The sequence below is a fragment of the Pseudomonas mercuritolerans genome (genome assembly GCF_025706525.1).
Taxonomy (GTDB): domain Bacteria; phylum Pseudomonadota; class Gammaproteobacteria; order Pseudomonadales; family Pseudomonadaceae; genus Aquipseudomonas; species Aquipseudomonas mercuritolerans.
This window is the reverse complement of sequence record NZ_JAMSHA010000007.1, coordinates 86,264-101,148: the sequence shown is the minus strand read 5'-3', so window position 1 is coordinate 101,148 and position 14,885 is coordinate 86,264. Positions and strand designations below refer to the sequence as shown.

Below are 14,885 nucleotides of genomic sequence, written 5' to 3'. Positions count from 1 at the left end.
ACAAGTACCGGGTTCCACCTGATCAGGAGTGCACGATGGATCTCAGCCGTCGTCAGTTCTTCAAGGTCGCCGGTATCGGCCTTGCAGGCTCAAGCCTGGGCGCGTTGGGCATGGCCCCGACGGCGGCCTTCGCCGAGCAGGTGCGTCACTTCAAGCTCGCCCACACCCGTGAAACCCGCAACACCTGCCCGTATTGCTCGGTCGGTTGCGGCTTGATCATGTACAGCCAGGGCGATGCCGGCAAGAACGTGGCGCAAAACATCATTCATATCGAAGGCGATTCCGACCACCCGGTCAATCGCGGCACCCTGTGCCCGAAAGGCGCGGGCCTGCTCGACTTCATTCACAGCCCCGGCCGCTTGCAGTATCCGCAGGTGCGCAAGCCCGGCAGTAATGAATGGACGCGCATCGGCTGGGACGAAGCCCTCGATCGCATCGCCGACCTGATGAAGACCGACCGCGACGCCAACTTCATCGAGAAAAATGCCAATGGGCAAACGGTGAATCGCTGGCTGACCACCGGTTTCCTCGCGGCATCGGCGGCATCCAACGAAGCTGGCTACATTACTCAGAAGGTGATTCGCAGCCTCGGTCTGCTGGGGTTCGATAACCAGGCGCGTGTCTGACACGGCCCGACGGTGGCAAGTCTTGCCCCGACGTACGGCCGTGGTGCCATGACCAACACCTGGACCGATATCGCCAACGCGAACCTGATCCTGGTGATGGGCGGCAACGCAGCAGAAGCGCATCCGTGCGGCTTCAAATGGGTGACCGAGGCCAAGGCGCACAACGCCGCGCGGCTGATCGTGGTCGATCCGCGTTTTACCCGGACCGCTTCGGTGGCCGACTATTACGCGCCGATCCGCACCGGCACCGACATCGCCTTCATGGGCGGGCTGATCAATTACCTGCTGACCGAGGACAAGATCCAGCACGAATACGTGCGCAATTACACCGACGTGTCGTTCATCGTCAAAGCCGGTTATGGCTTCGAAGACGGCCTGTTCAGCGGCTATGACGCAGAAAAGCGCAGCTATACCGACAAGTCCGGCTGGGGCTACGAGTTCGCCGAGGACGGTTTCGTCCGCGTCGACCCGACCCTGCAAGACCCGCGCTGCGTCTATCAACTGATGAAGCAGCATTACAGCCGCTACAACATCGACCTGGCCAGCCAGATCTGCGGCATGCCGGTCGACGCGATGCAGAAAATCTGGGAAGAGATCGCCACCTGCTCGACACCGGGCAAGACCATGACGATTCTCTACGCCCTCGGCTGGACGCAGCACTCGATCGGCGCGCAGATCATCCGCAGCGCGGCGATGGTGCAACTGCTGTTGGGCAACGTCGGCATGCCCGGCGGCGGCGTCAACGCTTTGCGCGGGCACTCGAACATCCAGGGCCTGACCGACCTCGGCCTGCTGTCCAACGCCTTGCCCGGCTACCTCACGCTGGCCAGCGACAGCGAGCAGGACTACGGCCAGTTCATCTTCAAGCGCACGCAGGTTCCGCTAAGACCGGGGCAGCTTTCGTATTGGCAGAACTACAGCAAATTCCACGTCAGCCTGATGAAATCCTGGTACGGCGCCAACGCCACCGCCGAGAACAACTGGCTGTTCGACCATTTGCCGAAGCTCGACATCCCCAACTACGACGTGCTGAAAATGTTCGACCTGATGAGCCAGGGCAAGGTCAACGGTTACTTCTGCCAAGGCTTCAATCCGATCGCGGCGTTACCGGACAAGAACCGCGTGATGGGCGCATTGGCCAAGCTCAAGTGGTTGGTGGTGATGGACCCGCTGGCCACCGAAACCTCGGAGTTCTGGCAGAACGTCGGGCCGTACAACGATGTGAAAACCGCTGAAATCCAGACCGAAGTCATTCGCCTGCCGACCACCTGTTTTGCCGAGGAAGACGGCTCGCTGGTCAACAGCAGCCGCTGGCTGCAATGGCACTGGAAGGGCGCCGACGGCCCCGGCGAAGCGCAGACCGACATTCGCATCATGAGCGAACTGTTCCTGCGCCTGCGCCAGCGTTATCAGAGCGAGGGCGGCAAGTTTCCCGATCCGCTGCTGAAACTGTCGTGGCCGTACAAGATCCCTGACGAGCCTTCGCCGGAAGAACTGGCGCGGGAAATCAACGGCAGCGCTGTCAGCGATTTCACCGATGCCAGCGGCGTTACGGTCAAGGCCGGTACGCAACTGGCCGGCTTCGGTTTGCTCAAGGATGACGGCAGCACCGCGTCCGGTTGCTGGATCTTCGCCGGCAGCTGGACCGAGGCCGGCAACCAGATGGCCCGGCGTGATAACGCTGACCCATACGGCATGCACCAGCATCAAGGCTGGGCGTGGGCATGGCCGGCCAATCGGCGAATCCTCTACAACCGCGCCTCTTCGGACCCGGCGGGCAAACCGTGGGATCCGAAAAAGCGGCTGGTGTGGTGGAATGGCAAGACCTGGACCGGCACCGATGTGCCGGACTACAAGGCCGACGTGCCGCCGGAAGCTGGGATGAATCCGTTCATCATGAACCCCGAGGGCGTTGCGCGGTTCTTCGCCGTCGACAAGATGAACGAAGGCCCATTCCCTGAGCACTACGAGCCGTTCGAAACGCCGATCGGCATCAACCCGCTGCACCCGCAGAACAAGAAGGCCACCAGCAACCCGGCGGCGCGGATCTTCGATTCGGTCTGGGAAACCCTCGGCGAAGCCAAGGACTTCCCGTACGCCGGCACCAGTTACCGGCTCACCGAGCATTTCCACTTCTGGAGCAAGCACTGCAAGTTGAACGCGATCGCTCAGCCCGAGCAATTCGTCGAAATCGGCGAGGTGCTGGCGAACGAGAAGGGCATCGCTGCCGGTGATCGCGTGCGGGTCAGCTGCAAGCGCGGGTTTATCGAGGCGGTGGCGGTAGTGACGAAAAGGATCCGGCCGCTGCAGGTCAACGGCCAGGTCGTGCATCAGATCGGCATCCCGCTGCACTGGGGTTTCACCGGCCAGACGCGCCACGGTTACCTGACCAACACCCTGGTGCCGTTCCTCGGTGATGGCAACACTCAGACCCCGGAATCCAAGTCATTCCTGGTCAACGTGGAGAAACTGTAAATGGCCAGCCAAGACATCATTGCCCGCTCGGCCACCACCACTGTGCCGCCGTCGGTGAGGACTCAGCAGGGCGTTGCCAAGCTGATCGACACCACCAAATGCATCGGTTGCAAGGCCTGCCAGGTCGCCTGCTCGGAATGGAACGAGTTGCGCGACGAGGTCGGCCACAACCACGGCACCTACGACAATCCGCAGGATCTGACGGCGGATTCGTGGACGCTGATGCGCTTCACCGAGCACGAAACCGACGCCGGCAACCTTGAGTGGCTGATCCGCAAGGACGGCTGCATGCACTGCGCCGAGCCCGGTTGTCTGGCCGCGTGCCCGAGCCCCGGGGCGATCATTCAGCACGCCAACGGCATCGTCGATTTCGATCAGGACCACTGCATCGGCTGCGGCTATTGCATCACCGGTTGCCCGTTCAACATCCCGCGCATTTCGCAGAAGGATCACAAGGCCTACAAATGCACCCTATGTTCTGACCGCGTGGCGGTGGGGCTGGAGCCGGCCTGCGTGAAAACCTGTCCGACCGGCGCCATCGTCTTCGGCACCAAGGAGGACATGAAAGAGCACGCCGCTGAACGCATCGTCGACCTGAAGAGCCGTGGCTTTGAAAACGCTGGTTTGTACGACCCGGCAGGCGTCGGCGGCACCCACGTGATGTACGTGCTGCACCACGCCGACACGCCGAAAATCTACGCCGGTTTGCCGGACCATCCGGCGATCAGTCCGCTGGTGGGTTTGTGGAAAGGCATCAGCAAACCCCTCGGCCTGCTGGCGATGGGCGCGGCGGTGCTGGCCGGGTTCTTCCACTACGTGCGCATCGGGCCGAATCGTGTCGAGGAGGATGAACATCCGACGCCACCCGACACCTCAGTGCACGTGGTCGATCCGGCGGTGCACACCTTCGATCCACGCGGTGAGGAGCGGCCATGAGCAACAAGACGATCCTGCGTTACAGCGCCAACCAGCGCACCAATCACTGGCTGGTGGCGATCCTGTTTTTCATGGCCGGGTTGTCCGGGCTGGCGTTGTTTCATCCGTCGCTGTTCTGGCTGAGCAACCTGTTCGGCGGCGGCACCTGGACGCGGATTCTGCACCCGTACATGGGCATCGCCATGTTCGTGCTGTTCCTCGGTCTGGTGTTCAGCTTCTGGCGCACCAATTTCTTCATCGCCAATGACCGCCAGTGGCTGCGGCGGATCAACCGGGTGATGGTCAACGACGAGGAAAGCGTGCCGCCGGTGGGTAAATACAACGCCGGGCAGAAGTTGCTGTTCTGGACTTTACTGCTGTGCATGCTCGCGTTGCTGTTCACCGGGCTGGTGATCTGGCGCGCATGGTTCAGCGCGTATTTCGGCATCACCACCCTCCGCTGGGCCATGCTGTTGCATGCGCTGGCCGGGTTCGTGCTGGTGCTGAGCATCATCGTGCACATCTACGCCGGTTTGTGGATCAAGGGTTCGGTCGACGCCATGTTGCATGGCTGGGTCAGTCGGCCGTGGGCAAAGAAACACCATGCACTGTGGTACCGCGAGGTGACCCGCGACGAACAGCCTCGGGACCTGCCCGAGCGACCGCTGACGAAAAAGGGCTGACTTTTGCCAAGCATTCTTGAACCTGGGGAAATCGAGGCGGCGGCCAGTTCGCCGCCGTTTCTGTACCTGCCACCACGTAACCTGTTTGCCCTGCGTGCCGAGCGCCTTGAGCGTCTGGCCGAGGGCAATGGGTTGGCGGATTATCTGCGGCTGATGGCCGGTTTGTGCCGGGCGCAGCAGCAGGTCTTCGACGATCCGCCGCTGACCGCGCCGTTTGATGCGCAACGTTTCGAAGCCTGTCAGCAGCACGGTCTGCCGCCGTTCGCCGCAGACACCCTGGTGCGCGAGGATGCCTGGCAGCCGTGGCTGGATGCCTTGCTGCAGCGCTATGCGCCCGGCGATCAGCCGGCGGTCATCGACGCGCTGGACACGCTGCGCGCCGCCAGTCCCGGCCAGTTGCGCGCGTGGGCGGTGGCGTTGGTCAGCGGTCAGTATTCGCTGGTGCCGGTGGCGCTGGTGCCGTTTCTCGGCGCCGCGCTGCAAACCGCGTGGAGCCACTGGCTGCTCAGCGTGCCGCAGCTGCAACTCAAACCCGGCGACAGCCTCAGCCAATGCCCGGCCTGTGGTTCGCCGGCCATGGCCGGGGTCATTCGCCATCGCGGCAAGCACAACGGTTTGCGCTATCTGGTGTGTTCGCTGTGCGCCTGCGAATGGCATGTGGTGCGGGTCAAGTGCGTGTATTGCGAGCAGAGCAAAGGCCTCGAGTACCTGAGCCAGGAAGACGATCGGCACAGCGCCGAACAGGCCCCGCTGCGCGCCGAAGTCTGCCCCAGCTGCAACAGCTACCTGAAATTGCTCTATTTGGAGAACGATGCCGAAGCCGAGGCGTTGTCGGCAGATCTCGGCAGTTTGCTGCTGGACATGCGTCTGGCCCAGGACGGCTATCAGCGTCTGGCGCCCAATCTGCTGCTGGCGCCGGGAGACGACTGACCAGAGCAAAATTGTGGGAGAGGGGTGTGCTCCCACAGGTCTATGTGCCGAATCACAAAGCCCGGTCAGCCCCCGATTTCCCTGTGGGAGCGAGCCTGCTCGCGAAGGCGTCAGGTCAGCCACATCCACACTGACTGACACACCGCTTTCGCGAGCAGGCTCGCTCCCACAGGGATTGGCGGTGACCAACAATGTTCATTCCTCCCCGAATCCCTGTGGGAGCTGGCTTGCCAGCGATTGGTCAGCAAATCCACCGCCTTCTTTGACTGACCCACCGCAATCGCTGGCAAGCCAGCTCCCACAGATGTTGTGCCGGACCACAAAACCCCTGTGGGAGCGAGCCTGCTCGCGAAGTCGTCAGGTCAGCGACAACCACACCAACTGACACACCGCTTTCGTGAGCAGGCTAGCTCCGGCAGTGCGTCTACACTTCTGAAACCCTTTCGGGAGCAAGCTTGCTACCAAAAGGGATTGTTTCAGTGAAATCAGGAGTGGCTGATGTCTTCCAGCGTTGCCCTGCGGTTGCCGTCCATTGATGGCTTGTTGCGTCACCCGGCGTGCGTGCCGTTGGCCGAGCGCTACGGCCGGGATTCTTTGCTGACGGGCCTGCGTCAGTTGCTCGATGAGCTGCGGCCCGGCGTGTTGAGCGGGCAATTGGCGGCTGTGGAGATCGGCCCCGAAGTGCTCGCCGGCCGCGTCGGCGAGCGCTTGGCGCAACAGCAGCGCAGCCAGGTGCGCCGGGTATTCAATCTGACCGGCACGGTGCTGCACACCAATCTCGGTCGCGCCTTGCTGCCCGAAGAAGCCATCGAAGCAGTGCAGATGGCCGCGCGCTATCCGCTGAATCTCGAGTTCGACTTGGCCAGCGGCAAGCGCGGTGATCGTGACGATCTGATCGAAGGCCTGATCCGCGAACTGACCGGCGCCGAAGCCGTCACCGTGGTCAACAACAATGCCGCCGCCGTGCTGCTGACCCTTAACAGCCTCGGCGCGCGCAAGGAAGGCATCATCTCGCGCGGTGAACTGATCGAGATCGGCGGCGCTTTCCGCATTCCCGACATCATGGCCCGCGCCGGCGTGCGCCTGCATGAAGTCGGCACCACCAACCGCACCCATGCCCGCGATTACCAAGCGGCAATCAGTCCGCGCAGCGGTTTGATCATGCGCGTGCATGCCAGCAACTACAGCATCGAAGGCTTCACCGCGCGGGTGCCGACCGCTGAACTGGCCGAGTTGGCTCACGCCCATGGCTTGCCGTTGCTGGAAGATCTGGGCAGCGGCAGTCTGCTCGACCTGACCCGCTGGGGTTTGCCGGCGGAACCGACGGTGCGGCAGGCGCTGCTCGATGGTGCCGACATCGTTACCTTCAGCGGCGACAAATTGCTTGGCGGGCCGCAGGCCGGATTGATAGTCGGGCGCAAGGAGCTGATCGCGAAGATCAAGAAAAATCCATTGAAACGCGCACTGAGGGTCGACAAGTTGACCCTGGCCGCGCTGGAGGCGGTGCTCGGTCTGTACCGCGATCCTGATCGCCTCGCCGAACGACTGCCGAGTCTGCGCCTGCTGACCCGCCCGCAAGCCGAGATCTTCGCTCAGGCTTTACGCTTGCAGCCCTTGCTGGCCGAAATCCTGGGACCAGCCTGGCAAGTCAGCGCCGTCGAAGCCTTGGGCATGATCGGCAGCGGCAGCCAACCGGTGGCGCGTCTGCCGAGCGCGGCGCTGTGTTGTCGCCCGCAGGTATCGAAGCGTTGGCGCGGGCGCTATTTATTGAATCTCGACGCAGCGTTACGCGGCTTGCCGATCCCGGTCCTCGGGCGAATCGGCGACGATGCGCTGTGGCTCGATCTGCGTCAGCTCGACGATGAGCCAGCGTGGCTGGCGCAGTTGCCGCAATTGCAGGTCGACCGGTGATCGTCGGCACAGCGGGGCACATCGACCATGGCAAGACCTCGCTGTTGCAGGCGCTGACCGGGCAAACCGGCGACCGCCGCCCGCAGGAGCGCGAACGCGGCATGACCATCGACCTCGGTTATCTCTACGCCGAACTCGCAGCGGGCGTCGGGCTGACCGGCTTCATCGACGTGCCCGGCCACGAAAAATTCACCCACAACATGCTCGCCGGTGCGCAGGGCATCGATCTGGTGTTGCTGGTGGTCGCGGCCGACGACGGCGTGATGCCGCAGACCCGCGAACATCTGGCGATCGTTGAACTGCTCGGCATTCCTCGCGCGCTGGTGGCGATCACCAAACGCGATCGGGCGGGAGCGGGCAGGGTGGAAGAGGTGCAGCGTCAGGTGCTGGATCTGCTTGCGTCGGGGCCGTTTGCTGATGCGCCGATTTTTGCCGTGTCGAGTGTGAACGGGCAGGGCGTCGATGAGTTGCGCGCGGCGTTGTTGCTGGCGCAAAACGAGGTGCAGGCGCGCAGTTGCGACGGCGGCTTTCGCCTGGCGATCGATCGGGCGTTCAGCGTGGCTGGCGCGGGGATTGTAGTCACGGGCACAGCGTTGTCGGGCACGGTTGCGGTTGGCGACAAACTTGTCTTGGGGCCTGCGGGCAAATCGGTGCGCATCCGTGGCCTGCACGCGCAAAACCAGGCCGCCGAACGAGCTTTCGCTGGCCAACGCGTGGCGCTGAACCTGAGCGGTGAACGTCTGGAACTGGCGCAGATTCACCGTGGCCATTGGCTGCTGGCGGACTGGCTGCATGCGCCAACCCAGCGCATCGACATCGAGTTTCAGCTGTTGCCCGGCGAGCGCACCTTCGAACACTTTCACCCGGTGCATCTGCACCTCGGCACCCACGATGTCATCGCACGAGTTGCATTACTGCAAGGGCCGCGCCTGAGCCCCGGCGAGCGCATGTTCGCGCAATTGCTGATCAACGCGCCGGTGCACGCAGTGAAAGGCGATCGACTGATCCTGCGCGACGCCAGCGCCCAGCGCACCCTCGGCGGCGGCGTCGTCCTCGACCCGTTCGCCCCGTCCCGCCAGCGCCGCAGCCCGGAACGCCTTGCGCAACTGCAGACCCTCGCTCTGAGCGTCAGCCTCGAACAAGCCCTGCCGGCGCTGCTCAACCACAGCCCCGGCGGCCTCGACCCGCAACGCCTCGAACGCCAGTTCAACCGCCCGCGCCCGCAGTGGTCGCTGGCGGAAAACATCCGCCTGATCGACACCCGCCAAGGTCCGCTGCTGTTCAACGTGCAGCGCTGGGGCCAGTTGAAATTCACCTTGCTCGAACAACTGGCGCGATTCCACGAACAGGAACCCGACCAGATGGGGCCGGACCGCGATCGTCTGCGCCGCTTCAGCGCGCTGGCGCTGGAACGCTCGACCTTCATCAGCCTGCTCGACCAACTGCTCAACGCCGGCTCCATCCTCGCCAGCGGCCCCTGGCTGCACCTGCCCGACCATCAGGTGCGCCTGAATGCCGACGACGAAATCCTCTGGCAGCAATTACAACCGTTGTTCGAACAGGCCGGTTTCGACCCGCCGTGGGTCCGCAACGCGGCGAAAATGCTCGGCGAAGACGATGCCAGCGTCCGCCTGCTGCTGCGCAAACTCGCACGCCTTGGCCTGATGCACCAGGTGGTGCGCGACCTGTTCATCAGCGACATCGTCCTGAGGCAAATGGCAGCGCTGCTGCTGAAACTCGCCGAAGAAAATCCGGCAATTGAAGTGACAACCTTCCGCGATGCGCTAGGCTTGGGACGCAAACGCTGTATTCAGTATCTGGAATATTTCGACCGACTCGGCCTGACCCGCCGCCTCGGCGAATCCCGCCAGATCCGCCCAGACAACGCGCTGGCCAACGCCTGCGCACCCTGAGTTCAGGAAGACAATCGCGCCCGGTGGCGCGGCCGGGCTTCAAACCCGGTTGGGGACGGCATCCGTTCCCGGGCAGGTTCGACTCCGGCTGTCTTCCGCCAGTTTCCCCAGAGCAAAAGATCGCAGCCTTTGGCAGCTCCTACATCGATTTGTAGGAGCTGACGAAGGCTGCGATCTTTTGATTTTCGGTGATACGAGAAGGTCAGAGATTGCGCTGCGCTTCCATCCGGTCATGCAAGATTCTGATTATCGCGATCCCATAGGCGGTGATTCGAAAATAAATCATGTGACTCTCCACGCTGCAGCGTCGGTAACCGGGGCGGATAGCGTCGCATGCGGGTGCTGTTTTGGGACGATCAGCCAACTGCTCGAAAGACTCAGTCAGGATGTCGATGTAGCGATTGGCCTGATCCAAACCCCATTGTTGAGCTGTATAGGTCCAGATAGCCTCAAGATCCGCTTCGGCGGCGGGGGTAAGTCGGTATTCAGCCATGCGCCCTCAACATTTTCTTTTTGAAAGCATCAGCATCGAAAGGCCGGGGGGCACCACTGGATTCTCCTTCTCGAAGGGCTGCGCGGACGGTTTCCAGTTCAGCGTTTCGCTCTTGCTCTCGACGGATCAAATCGCGGATATATTCGCTATCGTTGGTGTAATGTCCCGCTTCTATTTGAGCTTTGATCCAATGGTCTTGCTGGTCAGTCACGGTTATGGTTTTGCGTACGGTAGCCATGATCGGGCCCTTTGCGGATGGGGAACTTTGCGCAAATTATCATACTAATGGTGCGCTAACGAGTATAAGCCTAGCCGTTACAAGAACGAATCACAGCCTTCGGAAGCTCATGCGTATATCGCTCGAACTGCCGCAGGCTGCATTTTCAGACCCGCAACCGCATCTGCTGCCCGAGCACATCCATCGGGTTAAATAAATCCGTCCCTTTGTGATCGCGAGCAGGCTCGCTACCCCAAGTTCCTTCAGTGGTCGCAAAGTTTGCGTCCGACCAGGATCAATGTGGGAGCGAGCCTGCTCGCGAAGAGGCCGGCACGGGCATCGCATAACTCAGCCGGCCCGCATTAGCCCGGCAACTCCAGATTATCCAGCACCCGATTCACCGCCAGTTCCCCAAGCATGATCAGTTGCGCAATCCCCATCAGCGTCCGGCGCTGGGATGGCTTGACCAGCCCGGCGAATTCCTGGGCGATGGTTTTGGCCGAGGCGAGGGTTTCGCAGGCGTTGGCCAGCAGGTCTTCGTTTTTGGTGTCGGCGGTGACGGCGTACATGGCGCGGGGGCTGAACGGCGGTGGGGTTGAGCCGGGTGGGCAGAGGTAGTGGTCGAGGGCGCGGTCGGCGGCTTGGTGGAGTTTTTTGGAGTCGAGGGATTCGTAGGGGGAGGTGGGATCGGTTTCGGGTGGGTTGGGTGTTGGTTTGATCATGATAAAGCTCCTATTAAGTGGAGCCGTCAGGCACTGTCGCTAAACAGTAGGTGGCGGCTGTACGCAGGTTAGCGAACCGGTTATAGGCACCCGGCAGACCCGAAGGTCTCCCGCATACAGCCACCATAGCGCAGTCGCAGAATTGAACCTGCGACGAAGCATGGACCGCTGATGCACCTAATTAAGATCCGGGTCGCTAAACCCGATCGCTGATTCGTCAGCGACCGCACCACAATAGAACCCGCCCTCAAGGCGCACAAGCCGGCGGATTCTGGCGTAGCTGTAGGCAACGGCGCAAGGATTTGTAGCCTTGAGACCGTATCCGCAGGTGTCTTTTAAACAGCTTCGTTTAAATCAAAGAATTGCGCCGAACCTGATGGCCTCTTCGCGAGCAGGCTCGCTCCCTCATTGCAATTCATTGCGCCGCAGTCCACCGCACCAGCCCCCATCACCCAGCCTCACGGCTGATACGGAATCACCTTGTCCCGGTCCATTTCCACCAACAACTGGTCGAGCATCTGCCGTTTGTTCTCGACCCCGGGAATCGGCACATACCACGTCATCACGCTCCAGCCTTCGCGGGAGTAGTTGTAGGTTTTGAGCAGTTGGCCATCCTTGAAGACCGAGCCGCGCAGGTTGTCCTGGTAGTGGTAGGGCATCGGGAAGGTGAACAGGGTGAAAACGTTGACCAGCGCCAGCCAGTTGACCTTGCCGTCGCTGGGTTCGGTGATCAACAGGCTGTAGCCGTTGCGGGTGTAACCGCCGTCGAGCATCGAGAACGCGCCGGTCTTTTTCAGGACGCTGACGGTTTCGCGCTGATGCTGCTCGTCGATGCGCGTATACGCCGGCCCCATGCCTAGCGTGACCGGCACGTAGGCCTGATCGGCATGGTAATCGAGCGGCTGCAAGGTGTTGGCGCAGCCGCCCAGCATCAGCGAGGCACAGAGCAGGCCGGCGACTTTTATCATCGCGCGGCTCATTGCGCGACTGCCGGGATCAGCCGGTCCTGCTGCACATCCTGCGCGAAGGCGCGGGCGATGCGGCCGAGGTTCTGTTCGCGCATCTCGCCGCCCTGATCCAATAGCCAGACGTATTTTTGAGTGATGTTGCGATAGGTGTATTGCTTCAGTCGCTTGTCACCCTGGTACACGGTGAATTCGGTTTGCGTATCGAATTCGTTCGACAGCGGCAGCAAGAACAACGTCGCGGTGCTCAGCAGAATCACCGGAAACGGCGGCAGGTGACGTTCCACATTGAGTTTGACCTGCACGTTGTACTCGTCAGCTTTACCGCTGCCGGTTTCGATGGTGCGGAACACACCGGTCTGACGCAGGTGGTTGCGCAGGCTGGAGCCGTTTTCCGGGTCATCGACCATAACGTGAATCGGCTGCAGATAATCCTGAGCGTCCGTAAGCGTACGCTCGGGCAAGGTGTTGGTCGCCGCGCAACCGGTCAACAGAGCGGCGGCGGTGAGGGCGATGATTTTTTTCATGGTTTGGCGTCCACGGCAATACCCGGGATGGGGCCGGTGAAGATGTAGGGCTGAGCACTGTTCAGGTCGAGTTTCAGCGGTTGCAGCGTTGGCAATCCTGGCGCCAGACGTTGCGCAATCAGCGCATCGCGGGCGTTCTGATCACTCCAGCGGAACGCGCAGAAACCGGCTGTCAGGCAGAACGAGCGGAACTCGCCGATGTAATAGGCCTTGCCGGGTTCCAGGCGCATCGGCAGGTTGAATTTCTCCCGCGCCTCTCTCGAGGTGAAAACAGTGCCTAGCCCAGGTTGATAACGTGCGGAAAAGAACTGGAAATCATAGAACTCGTAATCGCCCGGCTTCAGGGGAAGCACGAATACGCTCGCTGCGCCGACACCGTCCTGAACATCCTGCGGCGTGGAGTAAGCGCCGGCCATTTTCCAGACGCCGGCCGCACCGTATTCGGAACCGCGTTTGCGGAAAAAGATTCGCTGGTTGTCAGCGGCTGATTGCTTGAGTGATTGCGGCCCGATTGAGCCAACGAGATAACTGACTGGCTCGCTTGCCTTGGGTTGCAAGGGTTCGCTGACCCAGGAAGCGCTTTCGGTAATGCAGCCGCTGAGCGTCGCGGCGAGCACGACGGCCGCTCCGAGTTTGAATAGCTGAAACATGTACATCCCTGAATCTGCTTGCGTTGATTGACTACAAACAGGAAGGTCAATCAATGCCTTCCTGGCTTGGCTTTTTATGCGGGGGCGCAGAATAAACGAGGTGATGGCACTTGGCTAGCCGCTGTAGGCGCTGCGGTACGCTGAAATCATTTGATTTTGATCTCAAGGAGCAAACTCATGGTTTGTGGCCGACGCAGGAACCTGTGGGCGGGTTGATCGTTTTACCTCAAAAACCCAACGGGTACTGAACGACCACGTAAATCCGGTCAATGTCATCCCCAGCCTGCGCTTCGTTGGCGCGGTGGGTGACGTGCGATAGCTGCACCGACAGATCCTTTGCGGTGCCGGATTGCACGACATATTTCAGGTCGATGTCGCGTTCCCAGTGTTTGCCGCCATCACCCTGTTGCGGTTGGTAGACGCCACTGTCGGCGTCGAACGGGTTGTAGGCGCCGCCCTTCGGCGCGTGCGTGCCGTCGATGTGGCTGCCGCTGACGTAGCGGGTCATGAAGTTCAGGCCGGGGATGCCGAAGGCGCCGAGGTCGAGGTCGTAGCGGGCTTGCCAGGAGCGTTCGTTGGCGCCGTTGAAGTCGGCGTATTTGATCGAATTGGCGAGGTAGATCGAGTCGCCGCCGACGAAATCGAACGGCGTGTCGCCATTGATCCGCTGCCAGCCGAGCATCACCGCGTGCGCGCCGAAGCTGTATTTGCCGGAGAGGCTAAGGGCGGTGTTATCGATCTCGCCGGCCACTGCGCGGCCGGTGTCGCGGGTGTGGTAGAGGTTGGCGTCGAGCAGCACGCCGGACTGTTTGAAGTGCAGGTTGCCGTAATACTGGTGCCAGGTGTCGCTAAGTTCGGAGGCGTAGAGTGCGCCGCCGATCGGGCTTGAGCTGAACAGATCGGCACCGACGAAGCTGATGCCGCCCGCTTCGGTGTTGGCGCCGTAGCCGTAGAAATCGCCTTGGCCGGAAGAGCTGTCCTGGTTCTTGAATGCGGTGAAGTGTCCGGCGACCAGATTGACGTTATTGAACTCGGCGCTGTTGAGCAAAAAGCCTGTGGCGTATTCCGGTTGCAGGCGTTTGTCGGAGGTGTCGAAGACCGGGGTTTCTACGGTCATTTCACCGAAGGCCAGAGTGGTGCGTGAGATTCTGAGCTTGAACGCACCGCCGGCGCTGGAATAGTCGTTTTCGCTGCGACCATCGCTGTCGACGGGTAGCAGACCGGTGCCTGAGTGGCCCTTGCCGCCGTCGAGTTTCAGGCCGGCGAAGGCGTGGGCGTCGATGCCGAAACCGACAGTGCCTTCGGTGAAACCGGATGAGAAGTTACCGATAAAACCCTGTGCCCATTCCTGTTTGTAGTTTTTCCCGGAGGGCGTGGGCGAGCGATAGTCGTTGCTCAGGTAGAAGTTGCGCAGCAGGACTTCGCTTTGGGCGTCGTCGAAGAAGCCATTGGCGTGGGCGGCGCCGGTCAGACCGCAGAGCATGGCGAGCAAAGTGAGGCGGGAGGGGGCGCGGTTGATCATGGTCAGGGCCGGTGGTAACAGGATGGCGCTGATGATCGGCGGATTGGCCTGGAAAGGATTGGGCCGGTGTGCTGAGTTGGCGGCCTTCACACCAAACCCTGTGGGAGCGAGCCTGCTCGCGAAAGCGGTGTGTCAGTCAGCATTTGCGTTAACTGACACTCCGCATTCGCGAGCAGGCTCGCTCCCACAGTTTGAATCGGGGTAGTCAATTAGAACTGTGGCGGCTGTCCGGCCGCCATCGCTGGCAAGCCAGCTCCCACAGGGATTGCGGGTGTACACATCAGAGGCGATCACCCGCGCATATTGTGGGAGCGAGCCTGCTCGCGAAAGCGGTGT

At 61.6% G+C, this 14,885-nt stretch carries 13 protein-coding genes and 1 tRNA gene; 7 read left to right on the top strand and 7 right to left on the bottom strand.

Features of this window, described 5'->3' with window-relative positions; genetic code table 11:
* The first annotated feature begins 35 nt into the window (after window positions 1-35).
* The 7 genes from fdnG (at window position 36) to ND528_RS20140 (ending at window position 9,554) form a co-directional block, all read left to right on the top strand.
* Complete coding sequence (gene fdnG, locus ND528_RS20170; protein ID WP_263471030.1) at window positions 36-3,101, top strand: formate dehydrogenase-N subunit alpha; 3,066 nt, start codon at window positions 36-38, stop codon at window positions 3,099-3,101.
* A complete protein-coding gene (gene fdxH, locus ND528_RS20165) occupies window positions 3,102-4,037 on the top strand; it encodes a formate dehydrogenase subunit beta (RefSeq protein ID WP_016774818.1) in 936 nt (311 codons plus the stop codon).
* Entirely contained in the window at window positions 4,034-4,699 is a 666-nt protein-coding gene (locus tag ND528_RS20160) for a formate dehydrogenase subunit gamma (RefSeq protein ID WP_122505620.1), read from the top strand. Before fdxH ends, ND528_RS20160 begins: the two co-directional genes overlap by 4 nt.
* A 3-nt stretch (window positions 4,700-4,702) precedes the next feature.
* Window positions 4,703-5,629, top strand: coding sequence for a formate dehydrogenase accessory protein FdhE (gene fdhE, locus ND528_RS20155; protein ID WP_263471029.1), 927 nt, complete (start codon window positions 4,703-4,705; stop codon window positions 5,627-5,629).
* A 498-nt stretch (window positions 5,630-6,127) separates the two neighbouring features.
* Complete coding sequence (gene selA / locus ND528_RS20150) at window positions 6,128-7,540, top strand: L-seryl-tRNA(Sec) selenium transferase (RefSeq protein WP_212616390.1); 1,413 nt, start codon at window positions 6,128-6,130, stop codon at window positions 7,538-7,540.
* Window positions 7,537-9,453: a selenocysteine-specific translation elongation factor gene (gene selB / locus ND528_RS20145; protein WP_263471179.1), complete on the top strand. Its 1,917-nt coding sequence runs from the start codon at window positions 7,537-7,539 to the stop codon at window positions 9,451-9,453. Before selA ends, selB begins: the two co-directional genes overlap by 4 nt.
* Window positions 9,454-9,458: 5 nt before the next feature.
* Window positions 9,459-9,554: transfer RNA gene (locus ND528_RS20140), tRNA-Sec, on the top strand.
* Between the two features lie 101 nt (window positions 9,555-9,655).
* On the opposite strand, the gene ND528_RS20135 is transcribed toward ND528_RS20140, so the two are convergent.
* The 7 genes from ND528_RS20135 to ND528_RS20105 all read right to left on the bottom strand — a co-directional run bounded on the left by ND528_RS20135 (window position 9,656) and on the right by ND528_RS20105 (window position 14,549).
* A complete protein-coding gene (locus ND528_RS20135; protein ID WP_041480302.1) occupies window positions 9,656-9,946 on the bottom strand; it encodes a type II toxin-antitoxin system RelE/ParE family toxin in 291 nt (96 codons plus the stop codon).
* The gene (locus ND528_RS20130) at window positions 9,939-10,184 is read right to left on the bottom strand and encodes a type II toxin-antitoxin system ParD family antitoxin (protein ID WP_122505613.1); all 246 of its coding nucleotides are present in this window, start codon (window positions 10,182-10,184) and stop codon (window positions 9,939-9,941) included. The genes ND528_RS20135 and ND528_RS20130 overlap by 8 nt, the downstream gene beginning before the upstream one ends.
* A gap of 341 nt (window positions 10,185-10,525) precedes the next feature.
* Window positions 10,526-10,885, bottom strand: coding sequence for a DUF6124 family protein (locus tag ND528_RS20125; protein WP_042607541.1), 360 nt, complete (start codon window positions 10,883-10,885; stop codon window positions 10,526-10,528).
* Window positions 10,886-11,343: 458 nt separating this feature from the next.
* Window positions 11,344-11,853: a hypothetical protein gene (locus tag ND528_RS20120; RefSeq protein ID WP_016774812.1), complete on the bottom strand. Its 510-nt coding sequence runs from the start codon at window positions 11,851-11,853 to the stop codon at window positions 11,344-11,346.
* A gap of 8 nt (window positions 11,854-11,861) precedes the next feature.
* Window positions 11,862-12,377, bottom strand: coding sequence for a hypothetical protein (locus tag ND528_RS20115; protein ID WP_024013038.1), 516 nt, complete (start codon window positions 12,375-12,377; stop codon window positions 11,862-11,864).
* Complete coding sequence (locus ND528_RS20110; RefSeq protein ID WP_056786867.1) at window positions 12,374-13,027, bottom strand: hypothetical protein; 654 nt, start codon at window positions 13,025-13,027, stop codon at window positions 12,374-12,376. Before ND528_RS20110 ends, ND528_RS20115 begins: the two co-directional genes overlap by 4 nt.
* Window positions 13,028-13,253: 226 nt before the next feature.
* Window positions 13,254-14,549, bottom strand: coding sequence for an OprD family porin (locus ND528_RS20105; protein WP_263471178.1), 1,296 nt, complete (start codon window positions 14,547-14,549; stop codon window positions 13,254-13,256).
* Between the last annotated feature and the right edge of the window lie 336 nt (window positions 14,550-14,885).

Coding starts and splice junctions, on each gene's coding strand:
- ND528_RS20110 (WP_056786867.1), bottom strand. CDS start 13,027: ATGTTTCAGCTATTCAAACTCGGAGCGGCCGTCGTGCTCGCCGCGACG.
- ND528_RS20105 (WP_263471178.1), bottom strand. CDS start 14,549: ATGATCAACCGCGCCCCCTCCCGCCTCACTTTGCTCGCCATGCTCTGC.
- ND528_RS20160 (WP_122505620.1), top strand. CDS start 4,034: ATGAGCAACAAGACGATCCTGCGTTACAGCGCCAACCAGCGCACCAAT.
- ND528_RS20115 (WP_024013038.1), bottom strand. CDS start 12,377: ATGAAAAAAATCATCGCCCTCACCGCCGCCGCTCTGTTGACCGGTTGC.
- ND528_RS20120 (WP_016774812.1), bottom strand. CDS start 11,853: ATGATAAAAGTCGCCGGCCTGCTCTGTGCCTCGCTGATGCTGGGCGGC.
- ND528_RS20130 (WP_122505613.1), bottom strand. CDS start 10,184: ATGGCTACCGTACGCAAAACCATAACCGTGACTGACCAGCAAGACCAT.
- ND528_RS20125 (WP_042607541.1), bottom strand. CDS start 10,885: ATGATCAAACCAACACCCAACCCACCCGAAACCGATCCCACCTCCCCC.
- selA (WP_212616390.1), top strand. CDS start 6,128: ATGTCTTCCAGCGTTGCCCTGCGGTTGCCGTCCATTGATGGCTTGTTG.
- ND528_RS20135 (WP_041480302.1), bottom strand. CDS start 9,946: ATGGCTGAATACCGACTTACCCCCGCCGCCGAAGCGGATCTTGAGGCT.
- fdxH (WP_016774818.1), top strand. CDS start 3,102: ATGGCCAGCCAAGACATCATTGCCCGCTCGGCCACCACCACTGTGCCG.